The organism is Paracoccus aerodenitrificans, from assembly GCF_027913215.1.
GTDB classification, from domain to species: Bacteria; Pseudomonadota; Alphaproteobacteria; order Rhodobacterales; family Rhodobacteraceae; genus Paracoccus; species Paracoccus aerodenitrificans.
In genome coordinates, this window is the sequence record NZ_CP115784.1 from 2,804,971 (window position 1) to 2,820,676 (window position 15,706).

Annotated in this window: 9 protein-coding genes, 3 tRNA genes, 3 rRNA genes and 1 pseudogene; 1 reads left to right on the plus strand and 15 read right to left on the minus strand. The window is 54.7% G+C overall.

What is annotated here, in order from left to right:
* The 6 genes from PAE61_RS15125 to PAE61_RS15150 all read right to left on the minus strand — a co-directional run bounded on the left by PAE61_RS15125 (nucleotide 1) and on the right by PAE61_RS15150 (nucleotide 6,969).
* Nucleotides 1-758 (minus strand): IS5 family transposase gene (locus PAE61_RS15125; protein ID WP_271112270.1). Its coding sequence is split into 2 segments (ribosomal slippage): nucleotides 1-422 and nucleotides 422-758, totalling 759 coding nucleotides; the frame shifts between segments, so codons are not numbered across the junction.
* A gap of 67 nt (nucleotides 759-825) precedes the next feature.
* Nucleotides 826-1,613, minus strand: a protein-coding gene (locus PAE61_RS15130; RefSeq protein ID WP_271112960.1) for an IS5 family transposase whose coding sequence is annotated in 2 segments (ribosomal slippage) — nucleotides 826-1,274 and nucleotides 1,274-1,613 — 789 coding nt in all. Because the reading frame shifts where the segments join, the coding sequence is not laid out codon by codon here.
* A 99-nt stretch (nucleotides 1,614-1,712) separates the two neighbouring features.
* Entirely contained in the window at nucleotides 1,713-2,567 is an 855-nt protein-coding gene (locus PAE61_RS15135) for a polysaccharide pyruvyl transferase family protein (RefSeq protein WP_271113181.1), read from the minus strand.
* 538 nt (nucleotides 2,568-3,105) lie between these two features.
* Nucleotides 3,106-3,975: a polysaccharide deacetylase family protein gene (locus tag PAE61_RS15140; RefSeq protein ID WP_271113182.1), complete on the minus strand. Its 870-nt coding sequence runs from the start codon at nucleotides 3,973-3,975 to the stop codon at nucleotides 3,106-3,108.
* Entirely contained in the window at nucleotides 3,972-5,702 is a 1,731-nt protein-coding gene (locus PAE61_RS15145) for a carbamoyltransferase family protein (RefSeq protein ID WP_271113183.1), read from the minus strand. The genes PAE61_RS15140 and PAE61_RS15145 overlap by 4 nt, the downstream gene beginning before the upstream one ends.
* Before the next feature lie 164 nt (nucleotides 5,703-5,866).
* Nucleotides 5,867-6,969, minus strand: a protein-coding gene (locus tag PAE61_RS15150) for an IS3 family transposase (RefSeq protein ID WP_271113184.1) whose coding sequence is annotated in 2 segments (ribosomal slippage) — nucleotides 5,867-6,717 and nucleotides 6,717-6,969 — 1,104 coding nt in all. Because the reading frame shifts where the segments join, the coding sequence is not laid out codon by codon here.
* A 231-nt stretch (nucleotides 6,970-7,200) separates the two neighbouring features.
* On the opposite strand from PAE61_RS15150, the pseudogene PAE61_RS17650 reads away from it, so the two are divergent.
* A pseudogene (locus PAE61_RS17650) lies at nucleotides 7,201-7,338 on the plus strand (IS5/IS1182 family transposase); the annotation flags it as partial.
* Between the two features lie 93 nt (nucleotides 7,339-7,431).
* On the opposite strand, the gene PAE61_RS15155 reads toward PAE61_RS17650, so the two are convergent.
* From PAE61_RS15155 to PAE61_RS15195, 9 genes are all read right to left on the minus strand, one after another.
* Nucleotides 7,432-8,157, minus strand: coding sequence for a sulfotransferase domain-containing protein (locus PAE61_RS15155; RefSeq protein WP_271113185.1), 726 nt, complete (start codon nucleotides 8,155-8,157; stop codon nucleotides 7,432-7,434).
* Nucleotides 8,158-8,557: 400 nt separating this feature from the next.
* Nucleotides 8,558-9,315, minus strand: a protein-coding gene (locus PAE61_RS15160) for an IS5 family transposase (protein WP_271112274.1) whose coding sequence is annotated in 2 segments (ribosomal slippage) — nucleotides 8,558-8,979 and nucleotides 8,979-9,315 — 759 coding nt in all. Because the reading frame shifts where the segments join, the coding sequence is not laid out codon by codon here.
* A gap of 244 nt (nucleotides 9,316-9,559) precedes the next feature.
* Nucleotides 9,560-9,829: a hypothetical protein gene (locus PAE61_RS15165; RefSeq protein WP_271113186.1), complete on the minus strand. Its 270-nt coding sequence runs from the start codon at nucleotides 9,827-9,829 to the stop codon at nucleotides 9,560-9,562.
* Between the two features lie 195 nt (nucleotides 9,830-10,024).
* Nucleotides 10,025-10,101, minus strand: a tRNA-Met gene (locus PAE61_RS15170).
* A gap of 88 nt (nucleotides 10,102-10,189) precedes the next feature.
* Nucleotides 10,190-10,304, minus strand: a 5S ribosomal RNA gene (rrf, locus tag PAE61_RS15175).
* A 92-nt stretch (nucleotides 10,305-10,396) separates the two neighbouring features.
* Nucleotides 10,397-13,228, minus strand: a 23S ribosomal RNA gene (locus tag PAE61_RS15180).
* 393 nt (nucleotides 13,229-13,621) lie between these two features.
* Nucleotides 13,622-13,697: transfer RNA gene (locus PAE61_RS15185), tRNA-Ala, on the minus strand.
* A 15-nt stretch (nucleotides 13,698-13,712) separates the two neighbouring features.
* Nucleotides 13,713-13,789 (minus strand) — tRNA-Ile (locus PAE61_RS15190).
* A gap of 137 nt (nucleotides 13,790-13,926) precedes the next feature.
* Nucleotides 13,927-15,387, minus strand: a 16S ribosomal RNA gene (locus PAE61_RS15195).
* The 16S, 23S and 5S rRNA genes sit together here with 3 tRNA genes alongside, the layout of an rRNA operon.
* Between the last annotated feature and the right edge of the window lie 319 nt (nucleotides 15,388-15,706).

The following is a 15,706-nucleotide window of genomic DNA, read 5'->3' on the forward strand; positions in this document are numbered from 1 at the left end:
TCATAACCAGAAGATGACGGTCGCGGCGAGCAGGATTGCAGAGAAGAAGGTCTCGGGGCAACGGTCGTATCGGGTGGCGACGCGCCTCCAATCCTTGAGTCGGCCGAACATGATTTCGATGCGGTTGCGGCGTTTGTATCGCCGCTTGTCGTATTTGACGGGTTTCTTGCGCGACTTCCGACCCGGGATGCAAACCTTTATCCCCTTGTTTTTCAAGGCATCTCTGAACCAGTCGGCATCATAGCCCCGATCGGCCAGCAGCCAATCCGCCTCCGGCAGGCTGTTCAGAAGTGCCGCTGCCCCGGTGTAATCACTGACTTGTCCGGCGGACATGAAGAACCCTATCGGGCGGCCCTTCGCGTCGGTGACGGCGTGCAGTTTCGTGTTCATGCCGCCTTTCGTTCGCCCGATCTGGCGCCCGCGCCCCCTTTTTTGATCCGCAGGCTCGAGGCCGTGCGGTGCGCTTTCAGATAGGTCGCGTCGATCATGATCGTATTGTGTTCGGCGCTCTCGGCGGCGAGGCCCACCATGATCCGGGCGAAGGTCCCGTTCTCGCTCCAGCGCTTCCAGCGGTTGTAGAGCGTCTTGGCGGGGCCGTAGTCCGTCGGCGCGTCGCACCATCGCAAGCCATTACGATTGATGAATATTATGCCGCTCAGGACACGCCGGTCGTCAACGCGTGGCTTGCCGTGGGATTTCGGGAAATAGGGTTTCAGACGCTCCATCTGCGCGTCAGTCAGCCAGAAAAGGTTGCTCATAAATCAGGTCTCCTTGCAGAGCCTGAATCACGCAAACAGCCCGAAATCAATGGGTCTGGAGCCTAGGTCATGTTGACAAATGGCGGAGCCAGAGGCGGATTGACGTGATGTCGATGAAACCGAGGTAGCTTTCTGCGGTCTTGTCATAGCGGGTGGCGACGCGGCGGGCGTTCTTGAGCTTGTTGAAACACCGCTCGACCAGGTTGCGCAGCCGATAGAGGGAACGGTCGACGCCGATACGCCTTTTCCGCGACTTGCGCATCGGAATGACCGGCAGCACATTTCGTGCCTCCATGGTCCTGCGGATGCTGTCGGCGTCGTAGCCGCGATCCGCCAGCAGCACACTCGGCTCGGGCAAGTTGTCAGCCATGACCAGATCGAAGCCGGTATAGTCCGAGGTCTGTCCCGGCGTGATATCCGTCCTCATGGGCAAGCCACGCGCATTGACGCGGAGATGGATCTTGGTCGTGAAACCACCCCTTGAACGGCCGAAACCCTGTCTCGGAGTCCCCCTTTAGCGCCCGCTGCCTGATGGTGAGCGCGAACCACGGTGCTGTCGATCATCTGGAGCGCGTCCGGGACGGCGCCGCTTTCGTTCAACGCCTCCATGATCTCCTCCCATAGCCCCGCCAGGGTCCAACGTCGGAACTGGCGGTAGACACTGGACCATTTCCCAAACTCCTCAGGCAGGTCACGCCATGGCGCCCCCGTTCGAGCGATCCAGAAAATGCCATCCAGGACGAGGCGGTGGTTGGACGGCCTGCGTCCGTTCGGAGCGCGGACCGTCAGGATGAAGCGCTCGAAGAACGTCCATTCTTCGTCCGACATGAGGTCTCGTGCCAAGCTGTTCTCCATCGCAGATACCAGCTTGAATCATGCCACGCGCCTCGTGTGAATCCCTTTTGTCAACACAGCCTAGACGACCAACGGTCAGAATTTATAACCGATCCACACTTAGAAGGACCCGATTTCATGCAGCTCCATCGGAAACGCGGACTTTAACGCGGCCTTGGAATTTTCAATGCCGAGAGCGTAAGGTAGTTCAGCTATCGCTTTAGTCGGCAAGCTAGATGAGTGATCCAAAATGGAGACTGCATCAAGAGGTTTACAGAATGGGCGAGATATAGAAAGACCATAGTCGAAGAATTTGAACTCAGGAGTCCGATGTATATTTGGCCCTGACAGCCAAGTATTAGGAATTCCAAAAGAATCCGATACTATCAGCCCGTGTAAACTGGATGAATATACGTGTCTACACCGAGCAATATCAGCGATGACTTCCGGTGCAGAGCGGGCTGCATCAATAAATCTAAACCGCCCAGAGCGACGAAGCTGGCGCAACACTCTTCGATCCATTCCCTGAGTAATATGTAAGATTACGCCGATTTTTCCATCGCACTCCGGACGCGGTAGGTTAAGATCTGAAGCGAATAGTCCTGGATCGCCCAAGGGGAGGTTGCGAACGCCCAAAATAGTAGCCGATAACGGGCCACGAAGGGCGCGAATATCTACAATCTCGGTTAGTCTAACATCGACTGGTCCGAGCATGCCGGTCCCCCAGAGCAGCGGTCGTTTACCCTCTCGCGGCTGGTCGTGTGTTCTCAGGATCCTGTCGGCCAAACTACCAATGGCGAAAAGCTCTGCATTTTTTGGGTCCTGCCACATTACAGGTTTACCAGAGATTAATTCTACGACATGCTGTGAAAGGTCGTCGCCAAAGTTTGGTTTTTGTCTCCACCAAAAGAGACCGACCTTTGATTGGATTTGATGAGGCGACGAGGCTTCTGGGTTGGCAGCTTCTTCTCTCATTAGACCCTACTTACATATCTAATTTCGTGGCGTTGTTAGCTTTATATCATAAAAATTAGTCGTAGACCTGCCGCTACACTTTTTCCAATATCGAAAATACTACCGCCGAGACAATCCTACATCGACCAGCGTGGCGTCGGTTGGTGCGGGCATTTTCATATCTCTCAAATGTTTGGCCAGTGATCGGCCCCAACTGAGCTATCTGTTTTGACAGTTAGTGCATGACTGGCCTCCGGTCTACTAGATTGTGTTGAAAAATGAGGAAACCAAATGATCTTCCGGTAGGTCACACCAAAGAGCGCCAGTGCGAGCGGTCCAGGAAATCTCAACTGGAACAGGGCGGCGGTTGGTGAGTTGGTGTTCATTTCGTGCTCGAAACGCAAGAAAGAACCGTTCAAGGAACGTAGGCTCCTCGTCCAACATCATGTCTCGTGTCACGCCAGCGTCGATCGTAGATGCCAGCTTGAATCAAGTTCAGGCTCAACTATTATCCCCTTTGTCAAAGCGGGCTAAATCGCTGAAGCTAGGTCCGCGAATGTCAGGCGTAATGCTCGCCTTTCGCCGGTCCGTCGCAAAGCCGCCCGGCAAGCCCGTCTTTCGGTATCAGCCTGGCGAGCTTTGCGGGTAGCGATCTGTTGCCCACCATGTGCCACTGGTTCTGGCGAAGCCCCCAATACAGACTCTGACGGAGACCAAGAGGCCGACGTTCTGCCGCTGAAAGCCGGTAAGCACCGCTTGGGGTAAATTCATAGGGATGAAGATAGATATGCGGCGCAAATCCAGCTTTTTCTGCGTCGGCGATCAGACGGCGTCCCACTGACGCAGGAAACAGCTTTAGGTAGCTGCCGCCCAAACGCATTGACCGCCCGGCCAGCTTGCCGGAATAGATCGGCAGGATACGCAGCCGGTCCAGCCCTGCGCGATTGCGGAATGCCTCAATCTCGGTGAGGTTACCGGTCGGAAAAGAGCTGTCATATCCGAAAATATCCTGAACGGCGCGATATTGTTCTACACCCTGCCGGTCGATACGAAATTTCGGCGCTCTGAAGCCTTCGACCGGCTGGCCAGATGCATCCTGAAGAACATCACGACCGCGAGCCAGCATATCGCGCACCACATCAATGCTCTGCCTGTCCATCTCATCATGGAAATAATAATGACAGGCGATTTCGTGACCGTCCGCCGCCATGCGGGCAATCAAGTCAGGGGCCTGGCTGGCAATGACGCCGGTGCAGAAAAAAGTGGCATGCCGACCTCTGTTGCCGCCATGCGCCGAAAGGAAACCGTCGATTTCTTCATAGCTGCGCCAAAGGGCATCAATGCGAAGCGGTCCGGTTTCCCATAGCCCGAGATCGCGCTTCTGGTCATGGGCGATATCCTCGAAATCTATGCTGAGGTGAAGGCTCATTTCAGATCGTCCCGCATCACGATGTGATCGCCCATCACAAGCGCATCGACTCCTGATGCGGCAAAGGTCGCCAATGCCTGTTCCGGCGAATAGACGATAGGTTCCTGAATGTTGAATGAGGTGTTCAACAGTACCGGCACCCCGGTTATTTCCCCGAATCTGGTGATGAGTGCATGATACCGCCTGTGCGCGGTGGCCGATACGGTGTGAACCCGTGCCGTACCATCGACATGAGTGATTGCCGGGACGCGGTCATCGCGAACTTTCGCCACGATATTCATATAGGGGCTTGTCTGCGCGATGGCGAAGAAATCGGCGGCGGCCTCTTCGGTTGTCGAGGGTGCGAAGGGGCGGAACAGTTCCCGCTTCTTGATCTTGTCGTTCAGCGCATCCCTGATTTCATCCCGGCGCGGATCGGCAAGGAAAGAGCGCGCCCCAAGCGCCCTCGGCCCGAATTCTGCGCGGCCCTGAAACCAGGCGACCAGTCTGCCTTCGGAAAGCATGGTTGCTGTCCGGTCGATCAGCTTTGCCTCATCCATGGCGTCCGGTATGCGATGGCAATGCGTGGAGAGGGCTGCACTGATTTCGTCCTGACTGAAATCCCGGCCAAGATAGGGGCTGCGCACCGCTTCACGATTGACCGCAGCCGGCAGTACAGAAAGCGCGGCACCGATCGCACAGCCCGCATCATGCGGAGCGGGCGGGATGATGATCTCATCAAAGATACCGTCCTCAAGCAGTCGGCCATTCGCCGTGACGTTCAGCGCACAGCCGCCGGACAGAGCCAGCCGCTTCAGTTCGGGATATGCATCCTGCGCCGGTTGCAACACATGCTTCAGCGCCGCCTCATGTGCGGCCTGAACGCTTGCGGCAAGATCAACATGCGCTTTGGTCGGTGTTTCATCGGGTGCGCGAGGCGGGCTGAAAAGCTCTGACAGGCGAGGATGGAACACGCCTTTAAGCGCCGCGTGGTAATCGCACAGCACCGTATCCAGCCGATATCGCCCGTCATCGTCCAGATGCAGGATTTCCTTCAGGATCGTCTCACGCCAGACCGGCTCCCCATAAGGCGCAAGCCCCATCATCTTGTATTCGCCTTCCAGCATCCGGAAACCGAGAAATCCCGTGAAGGTCGAATAGAAATGACCCAGAGAGTTCGGCCAGCGATGCCGTGTCAGCACGTCCCGGTTGTTGCCTTTCAGGACAGTCAGCACTGTGGAATGCGCCTCTCCGCCGCCATCATAGGAAAGCGATACGCAGTCGGACCAGTCGCGCATCGTTTCAGCATAAAGCTGATGGGACCGGTGGTGATCCACGAAATGCAGCTTTGCCTTGGTCGGGCCATGCTCTGATGTCAGGATACGCCGCAAACGGAACAGGTCGCCCCATGACCCGTCCGGCTTTTCTTCCTGTCCCGAGGGCGCAAACATGTCCCGGATCCGGCTTGTGACAGCAGCTCTGGCCGCCGGACTGGCGGTAATCTTGCGCAAGCTGCCAAGGGCTCGCGTTTTCACCCGCCAAGGCTGCCAATAAACCGCGATCCTGTCCAGATCCGCGAGGGTAATCCCGGCAATTTGCAGAACCTCTGCGATAGCGAGATGCGGAAAGCTGCCATCATTCTTGATACGGCTCAGCCGTTCTTCCTCGATCGCGGCGATCAGGTCACCATCGCAAAACAACGCCGCGGCGCTGTTATCCATCGTGGCAAGGCCGAGCGTGTAGCGCATCATTGCTCCTGTGTCTTCAGGAGGTTTAGACATATATCTCGGTAGTATGCAAATTGTTGCCAAGTCTGGTGAGGCTCGGCCATGTGGACCTGCCACTGAACTTTCATCCAGCCGTGACTGGAGCCCGGTGTTTATTGGAACTCACCCCGTTTCTGTTCCGGCCTTCATGCGACCTTTCGGGTTTCGTTTAGTTGTGCTGCAAAGTCGCTCGGCGTCAAGTTGCCGAGCGAGGAATGCGGCCTGGTTTCATTGTAGTCAGTTCTCCAGTTGTTGATCCGGGTTCGGGCGTCATCCATCGACAGGAACCATGATGCGTTCAGGCATTCCTGGCGGAGTCGGCTGTTGAACGCCTCGATGTAGGCATTGTCCGTTGGTTTTCCGGGTCGGGAGAAGTCCAACTCGACTTTGTTCAAATATGCCCACTGGTCCAGAAGCCGACCTGCGAACTCCGGGCCATTGTCGACTCGAATGCTCCGGGGCTTGCCCCTGATCCGCGCCAGTCGGTCCAGTTCGGCGATGACCTGGCAGGCCCGGAAGTTTGTTCTCGCAGCCGTCGCAAGAGCTTCTCTCGTAAAGCAGTCCATAATGGTCAGGATCCGGAAGGGTTTTTCGTCGAACAGACGGTCCGACATGAAGTCCATGGCCCAGACATCGTTCATGCCGTCGGCTTCGGATCGGCCGGACCGGTAGCGGGAGGCGCGGCGCCGCTTCGGGCTGCGCGTCCGGATCGACAGGCCTTCTTCGCAATAAAGTCGATACAGCCGCTTGTGGTTCACATGCCACCCCTTGCGCTGCAGCAGGATATGCAGACGACGATATCCATACCGCACCCGGCTCTCGGCCAATTCCTTCAGGCGCATCCGCAATTCCACTGCCGGATCGCGCCTGGATTGGTATCTGTGAGAAGCCCGCCCAAAGCCCATGGCCCTGCAGGCCCGGCGCTCCGACACTTCAAAAACACCTTGATAGTGCCGGACAACCTCGCGACGTCGGACAGGCTTCACCACTTTTTTCTGAGCGCATCCTGAAGCATGGTCTTGTCCAATGTCAGATCCGCGACCAGCCGCTTCAGCTTGCCATTCTCGTCTTCAAGCTGCTTCAGCCGCCGGATCTCGGACACGCCCATGCCGTCATAGACCTTCTTCCAGCGATAAAACGTCGCTTCCGCGATCCCCATCTTGCGGCAGATCTCGCCGACCGTCGTTCCGGCCTCTGCTTGCCTCAACGCAAAAGCAATCTGCTCGTCGCTGAATCTTTTCTTCGGCATCGGTACACTCCTCTGGTGCCAGAAATGTACCCAAAATTTCGCAATCAACTCGGACCAGTTTCAGGGAGCAGGACCAATCTCATGTTCCGCCAAAAAGCCAATGATCTACTCTTCGCTCGATCTCGTTCGCTTTATGGTCCGGTTTCAAGTTGGGCCGGGCTCTGGTCGCAGGTGGAGCAGAAACCCAGTGAAGGGCACGACGATAGAGCGGATCCATCGTTGAAGCCGCCTCAGACAAACATGCACTGCATAAAACTGTTTGGCAAAGTCTCATGGCGCGGGACTTTGACCGGCATGCTGCGGAAATCCAAGTCGGCATCGCTGCACTCAAACGCTCTCGGCATGCCGATCACACAGGCCACAGGATAAAGCCGTTAGGGAGAGAGAAAGTACGATAAGACCCTGATTTGTGCAACAAAGCCCAAGTCGTCAAAGCCCAGATAATCGACACTCTAACACTACTCAGTTCAGCCAGTGGGACAGGTCTCTATTTATTAACTTAGACATATTTTCGACGTCTTCCCTATAGAAATCGCACAAGCTTTGATTTGCCTCCGCGGAGAGCACCGGCAACTTGTCAATTCCAGCGCTCCTCTTTTTTATATTTTTGTCGTTCGCTCTGAATAGAAGGTCTTTTTCTTTCAAATCGCTTTTTACACTCAGTTCAGCGCATATGCGCTCAAATAACCCCGAGGGACTTTCAAGAAGCTCTTCATAAGTATGGACATAAATTTTTGAAAAATAATTTTTATAATGAGAGAGCATTTTTGCATATAGCCCCAAGCTTAACATCAAGAACTCATCTGAAATTAAAGTTATCTCCTCTACCAGCTCCAATCTTCCTTTCAACATATGATGAGTATAGGCTGACAGATAGCGATGACGCGGATCACGTATCATCAATAATAAAGGTATATCTCCAAGTCCTTCCTTAATATTTTTAGCTATATCTACTTCTTTTCCTGGCAGACGGAGATAGGTGGGCGTAGATTCGTAGACGTAAGTTATTTCCGGCGGCGCATCCGCAAAATACTTTTTGTATTCTTCAATGTTTCTTTTCTTTTGATTCCAGAAATTTAATTCCTTGGGATCGCTCCCCCAGAAATTTTTTGATTTTGCCAGGGCCCTATGAAGCCAGGTTGTACCGGATTTCTGAGCGCCGACGATTAACAGGTTGGGGAGGGTCATTAAAGTCCTTTTCATATTTCTCGAAGATTCGACTAGAAGAGCCTATATTTTCTGATTATCGCCATATAACTGCGTCGCAACAGTTGATTTTTAGTATATTATATAGCGGAAATAAAACGGTGTTGAGGCAGCGTATAGTCCATACTCTTCGCATATATCTATCCATGCTTACCGTCAGCATACCTTCTGCTAATAACCGACTGCAGTCTCTCCATCAAGTCCAAGTGTGTCCAGCACATTGGAGGGTAATGTTACAAGTATTTCCGTTCAAACTAGCCGAGACCCCGAGCAGCCTGCACTGCGGCTGCATCCAAACCTCACCGAGGTCTATCGCGCGAAAATCGCCGATCTGACCGCCGCCCTCTCCGACCCGTCGGCTAGGCTCAGGACTCGTTCTTGATCATAACCAGAAGATGACGGTCGCGGCGAGCAGGATTGCAGAGAAGAAGGTCTCGGGGCAACGGTCGTATCGGGTGGCGACGCGCCTCCAATCCTTGAGTCGGCCGAACATGATTTCGATGCGGTTGCGGCGTTTGTAGCGCCGCTTGTCGTATTTGACGGGTTTCTTGCGCGACTTCCGACCCGGGATGCAAACCTTTATTCCCTTGTTTTTCAAGGCATCTCTGAACCAGTCGGCATCATAGCCCCGATCGGCCAGCAGCCAATCCGCCTCCGGCAGGCTGTTCAGAAGTGCCGCTGCCCCGGTGTAATCACTGACTTGTCCGGCGGACATGAAGAACCCTATCGGCCGGCCCTTCGCGTCGGTGACGGCGTGCAGTTTCGTGTTCATGCCGCCTTTCGTTCGCCCGATCTGGCGCCCGCGCCCCCTTTTTTGACCCGCAGGCTCGAGGCCGTGCGGTGCGCTTTCAGATAGGTCGCGTCGATCATGATCGTATTGTGTTCGGCGCTCTCGGCGGCGAGGCCCACCATGATCCGGGCGAAGGTCCCGTTCTCGCTCCAGCGCTTCCAGCGGTTGTAGAGCGTCTTGGCGGGGCCGTAGTCCGTCGGCGCGTCGCACCATCGCAAGCCATTACGATTGATGAATATTATGCCGCTCAGCACACGCCGGTCGTCAACGCGTGGCTTGCCGTGGGATTTCGGGAAATAGGGTTTCAGACGCTCCATCTGCGCGTCAGTCAGCCAGAAAAGGTTGCTCATAAATCAGGTCTCCTTGCAGAGCCTGAATCACGCAAACAGCCCGAAATCAATGGGTCTGGAGCCTAGAGCAATCATTGCGGTGTTAATCGTGGTCGTTGAAACCCAGGCTGTCAGTCTGCCGACGACTAGACTTCGCGGTCGCAGCGAATGGCAGGTCTGGCGGGCCGCAGTGCAGCGACGGGAAACATGTTGAATGGCTCTTTCGGGCCGGTCGTGTGTGAGCAGGCGCTATGAGTGCCGCGCGTCACCGTTCTGGAAACTGGATGACATTATCACCGCGCATGAACGCGACGGCGCCCTCTTCTTCGATCGCCCGAACGGCGGCATTTCTGGCATCAATGTCTGAGACGAACTGATCGTCCCAAACATGGCTGGTGCCATCCTTGTCGACGACCTCAAGCATCCAGTTCTGATCCGTTTCGGCACGGTAAATTTCGATGGAGAAGGGATAGCCGTCGATGATGACGCGCTGGCTTTTGCCCGACGTGACGATGTTCGGTTCTTCTTCGATCATCTGGAGATCCCGGCCTGTCGGTTCCGGTCCAGTATGCGCGTTCCGGCAAGCGGGTCAATCGCCTGCGGATGTGCGGCCCCGCCGTCGTTTCTCACGCAACTCTTATTTTGTTGAGTCTGTGTTGAGTCGCGGGGTTGGTATGGGAATACCACACGTCCGGATTTGGCATAAGCTGCTGTAATATGGTGGTATTTCTGGTTGCGGGGGTAGGATTTGAACCTACGACCTTCAGGTTATGAGCCTGACGAGCTACCGGGCTGCTCTACCCCGCGACAGGTGTGCTTGGCGCACGGGTGCACCGATCTTTTTTTGATTGGTGCGTGTTTTTCATCGTTTAGAGAGATATTCGCTTCTTATCAGATCTGGCGGTGACCTACTCTCCCACGTCTTGAGACGCAGTACCATTGGCGCTACGGCACTTAACGGCCGAGTTCGGGATGGGATCGGGTGTTTTGCTCGTGCTATGTCCACCAGATCGGATAAGAAGCGTCAGCGTTGCGCCGGTTTTCCGGGCGTAATGTTGTCCAAGGATGCTTTTGGGAGTGGCTGGTCTGGCCACTTCCGGATCAAATCAAGCCAATCGAGCCATTAGTACCGGTCAACTGAACACATTGCTGTGCTTACATCTCCGGCCTATCGACGTGGTGGTCTTCCACGGCTCTCAAGGGATACCTTGTTTTGAGGGGGGCTTCACGCTTAGATGCCTTCAGCGTTTATCCTGTCCGTTCATAGCTACCCAGCACTGCCGTTGGCACGACAACTGGTCCACCAGTGGAACGTTCACCCCGGTCCTCTCGTACTAGGGGCAACTCCTCTCAAGTATCCTACACCCACGGCAGATAGGGACCGAACTGTCTCACGACGTTCTAAACCCAGCTCACGTACCTCTTTAAATGGCGAACAGCCATACCCTTGGGACCTGCTCCAGCCCCAGGATGAGATGAGCCGACATCGAGGTGCCAAACGATGCCGTCGATATGGACTCTTGGGCATCATCAGCCTGTTATCCCCAGCGTACCTTTTATCCGTTGAGCGATGGCCCTTCCACTCGGGACCACCGGATCACTATGGCCGTCTTTCGACTCTGCTCGACTTGTCAGTCTTGCAGTCAGGCTGGCTTCTGCCATTGCACTCAACGAGCGATTTCCGACCGCTCTGAGCCAACCTTCGCGCGCCTCCGTTACTCTTTGGGAGGCGACCGCCCCAGTCAAACTACCCACCACGCAGGGTCCCGGACCCGGATAACGGGCCGCGGTTAGACATCAAGAGTGCGAAGGGCGGTATCTCAAGGATGGCTCCATCGAGACTGGCGTCCCGATTTCAAAGCCTACCGCCTATCCTGCACATCGCAGTCCTGATGCCAGTGCGAAGCTATAGTAAAGGTGCATGGGGTCTTTCCGTCTAACCGCGGGAAGTCTGCATCTTCACAGACAATTCAATTTCGCTGAGTCCACATTTGAGACAGCGGGAAGTCGTTACGCCATTCGTGCAGGTCGGAACTTACCCGACAAGGAATTTCGCTACCTTAGGACCGTTATAGTTACGGCCGCCGTTTACCGGGGCTTCAATTCAATGCTTGCACATCTCCTTTTAACCTTCCGGCACCGGGCAGGCGTCAGACCCTATACGTCGTCTTGCGACTTCGCAGAGCCCTGTGTTTTTAGTAAACAGTCGCCACCCCCTGGTTTGTGCCCCCGGCCCACAGTTGCCTGCAAACCGGGCCTCCTTCTCGCGAACTTACGGAGGTATTTTGCCGAGTTCCTTAAATGTGGTCTCTCAAGCGCCTTGGTATTCTCTACCAGTCCACCTGTGTCGGTTTCGGGTACGGTCTCATGGAGGGCTATTTCCAGGAACTGCTAAGCGGCCCTTCCAATCCAGTAAGGAAGAACAACCGTCGCAATCCGTCACCATCTCCTGGCCCAGGAATATTAACCTGGTTCCCATCGACTACGCCTTTCGGCCTCGCCTTAGGGGCCGGCTTACCCTGCTCAGATTAGCTTTAAGCAGGAACCCTTGGACTTTCGGCGACAGGGTCTCTCACCCTGTTTGTCGCTACTCATGTCAACATTCTCACTTCTGATCACTCCACCGGATGCCTTACGGCCCGGCTTCACAGTCAGAACAATGCCTCCGCTGACCCGGGTAAGGATCAGAAGAGGCAGCGTTCTATATCACAGAACGCTCCGCTACCGCGCACTTACGTGCACCCAAAGCTTCGGCTCGTGGCTTGAGCCCCGTTACATCTTCGCCGCAAGACCTCTTAATTAGACCAGTGAGCTGTTACGCTATCTTTAAAGGATGGCTGCTTCTAAGCCAACCTCCTGGTTGTTTTGGAAGTCTCACATGCTTTCCCACTTAGCCACGAATTGGGGGCCTTAGCTGTTGGTCAGGGTTGTTTCCCTCTCCACGACGGACGTTAGCACCCGCCGTGTGTCTCCCGGATAGTCCTTCTCGGTATTCGGAGTTTGCTTAGACTCAGTAAGGCTGTGGGCCCCCATCATCCATGCAGTGCTCTACCCCCGAGAGGATACGTCCGAGGCGCTACCTAAATAGCTTTCGCGGAGAACCAGCTATCTCCAGATTTGATTGGCCTTTCACCCCTAGCCACACGTCATCCCGACCTTTTTCAACAGGTGTGGGTTCGGCCCTCCAGTTGGTGTTACCCAACCTTCAGCCTGCACATGGCTAGATCATCTGGTTTCGGGTCTGATCCGTCTGACTATGTCGCGCATTTAACACTCGCTTTCGCTGCGCCTACACCTACCGGCTTAAGCTTGCCAGACAGACCAAGTCGTTGACCCATTATACAAAAGGTACGCCGTCAGGGCTCAAGGCCCCTCCGACTGCTTGTAGGCGTCCGGTTTCAGAAACTGTTTCACTCCCCTCGTCGGGGTGCTTTTCACCTTTCCCTCACGGTACTGGTTCGCTATCGGTCAGCAAGGAGTACTTAGCCTTCGGGGGTGGTCCCCCGATCTTCAGACAGGATTTCACGTGTCCCGCCTTACTTAATACGTCCAATCGAACTTCCCATACGGGGCTGTCACCCGCTATGGCTGATCTTTCCAGATCATTCTGGTCATTCTCATGGCTCGGCTGGTCCCCGTTCGCTCGCCGCTACTGGGGGAGTATCTGTTGATATCCTTTCCTCCGGGTACTTAGATGTTTCAGTTCCCCGGGTTCGCTTTTAAAACCCTATATATTCAGGCCTTAAATACCTGGTTATGCCGATTATTGATTACCTCGCGGTAAACAATAACCAACATTCAGGTGGGTTGCCCCATTCGGAGATCTTTGGATCAAAGCCTATTCTCGGCTCCCCAAAGCTTATCGCAGAGTATCACGTCCTTCATCGCCTCTTGCTGCCAAGGCATCCACCAAACGCCCTTATCGCGCTTGATTTGATCCGGAAGAAGACAGACCTAAATCCGTCAATGCGCCCCTTTGTAAAACGCATTCGTCACTTCCGATCAAAAGCATGCATACTAATTTCCCGCCTTCATCCAGAAGATGAAGACTTGGTTAGTGTACTTGACTTGGACAACGTTATCGTTGGCTTCCAGCTCCGAAGAACTGGCGACCACGCATCCCACACTTGGGTGCGCCGACAACGCTGATTATCTCTCTGAACGATGTAAATACTTCCGAAGAAGCGTGCGTCCGACTGGACGAGCAAACACTGAACACAGTGCTTGCTGGTACAGTCGGGTTATGATGGAGCCGACCGTCAACTGGCGTCAGCCAGATGAGCACGGAAGTCTCGTTAGGCGGAACCAATCCGATCGCAGGAAGGATTGGTGGAGCCTAACGGATTCGAACCGTTGACATCCTGCTTGCAAAGCAGGCGCTCTACCAACTGAGCTAAGGCCCCTCACCAGACTACCTCTGGTGGGTCGAGGAGGACTTGAACCTCCGACCTCACGCTTATCAGGCGTGCGCTCTAACCACCTGAGCTACCGACCCGTTTCCAGACCGGTAGGCCTGACATTGTACTGACTTGAAGAGATATGAGGACGGCCTGGCCGTTATGATCATCTGACTGATGATCTGCTAAGTCGCTTTACGAAGACAGCAAGCTGTCCTGCTAAAAGCTTCCTTAGAAAGGAGGTGATCCAGCCGCAGGTTCCCCTACGGCTACCTTGTTACGACTTCACCCCAGTCGCTGATCCTACCGTGGTCCGCTGCCCCCAAAAGGTTAGCGCACGGCCGTCGGGTAGAACCAACTCCCATGGTGTGACGGGCGGTGTGTACAAGGCCCGGGAACGTATTCACCGCGGCATGCTGTTCCGCGATTACTAGCGATTCCAACTTCATGGGGTCGAGTTGCAGACCCCAATCCGAACTGAGATAGCTTTTTGGGATTAACCCATTGTCACTACCATTGTAGCACGTGTGTAGCCCAACCCGTAAGGGCCATGAGGACTTGACGTCATCCACACCTTCCTCCGACTTATCATCGGCAGTTTCCATAGAGTGCCCAGCTTAACCTGCTGGCAACTAGGGACGTGGGTTGCGCTCGTTGCCGGACTTAACCGAACATCTCACGACACGAGCTGACGACAGCCATGCAGCACCTGTCACTCGGTCACCGAAGTGAAAACACCATCTCTGGTGCGGTCCGAGGATGTCAAGGGTTGGTAAGGTTCTGCGCGTTGCTTCGAATTAAACCACATGCTCCACCGCTTGTGCGGGCCCCCGTCAATTCCTTTGAGTTTTAATCTTGCGACCGTACTCCCCAGGCGGAATGCTTAATCCGTTAGGTGTGACACCGAACAGTATACTGCCCGACGTCTGGCATTCATCGTTTACGGTGTGGACTACCAGGGTATCTAATCCTGTTTGCTCCCCACACTTTCGCACCTCAGCGTCAGTATCGAGCCAGTGAGCCGCCTTCGCCACTGGTGTTCCTCCGAATATCTACGAATTTCACCTCTACACTCGGAATTCCACTCACCTCTCTCGAACTCCAGACAGATAGTTTTGGAGGCAGTTCCGAGGTTGAGCCCCGGGATTTCACCCCCAACTTTCCTGTCCGCCTACGTGCGCTTTACGCCCAGTAATTCCGAACAACGCTAGCCCCCTCCGTATTACCGCGGCTGCTGGCACGGAGTTAGCCGGGGCTTCTTCTGCTGGTACCGTCATTATCTTCCCAGCTGAAAGAGCTTTACAACCCTAAGGCCTTCATCACTCACGCGGCATGGCTAGATCAGGGTTGCCCCCATTGTCTAAGATTCCCCACTGCTGCCTCCCGTAGGAGTCTGGGCCGTGTCTCAGTCCCAGTGTTGCTGATCATCCTCTCAAACCAGCTATGGATCGTCGGCTTGGTAGGCCATTACCCCACCAACTACCTAATCCAACGCGGGCTAATCCTTCACCGATAAATCTTTCCCCAATAGGGCGTATACGGTATTACCCCCAGTTTCCCAGGACTATTCCGTAGTGAAGGGCATATTCCCACGCGTTACTAACCCGTCCGCCGCTAACCCGAAGGTTCGCTCGACTTGCATGTGTTAGGCCTGCCGCCAGCGTTCGTTCTGAGCCAGGATCAAACTCTCAAGTTGAAAGCATCCGAAGACGCTATCCTTGACAGAATAACCTTGCACATCATCCATCATAAGATGGACACTTCTGCTTGTCATATCTCACTCGCGCAAGACACGCCAAACAGTGAAGCTGACACCTACATCATCGCCGAAGCTAGTAGGCCGATATGCAAAACAATCCAGTCGATAAAACCAAACCGCCCGCATATCTCTTCAAGTATGCATAACAATGTCAAATAGCAGACTTCAAAGCCAAAAAGCTATCCGAGGCGCCAATCGCTTAGCGCTTCCTCAAGCCGCTGGTTCCGAAGTGTCCCGAACCGCGCTGCCGCCGTTC

Bases quoted from the DNA above. Each gene is read 5' to 3' on its own strand.
- PAE61_RS15135 (WP_271113181.1), bottom strand. From the start codon at position 2,567: ATGAGAGAAGAAGCTGCCAACCCAGAAGCCTCGTCGCCTCATCAAATC.
- PAE61_RS15140 (WP_271113182.1), bottom strand. From the start codon at position 3,975: ATGAGCCTTCACCTCAGCATAGATTTCGAGGATATCGCCCATGACCAG.
- PAE61_RS15145 (WP_271113183.1), bottom strand. From the start codon at position 5,702: ATGCGCTACACGCTCGGCCTTGCCACGATGGATAACAGCGCCGCGGCG.
- PAE61_RS15155 (WP_271113185.1), bottom strand. From the start codon at position 8,157: ATGACCCTCCCCAACCTGTTAATCGTCGGCGCTCAGAAATCCGGTACA.
- PAE61_RS15165 (WP_271113186.1), bottom strand. From the start codon at position 9,829: ATGATCGAAGAAGAACCGAACATCGTCACGTCGGGCAAAAGCCAGCGC.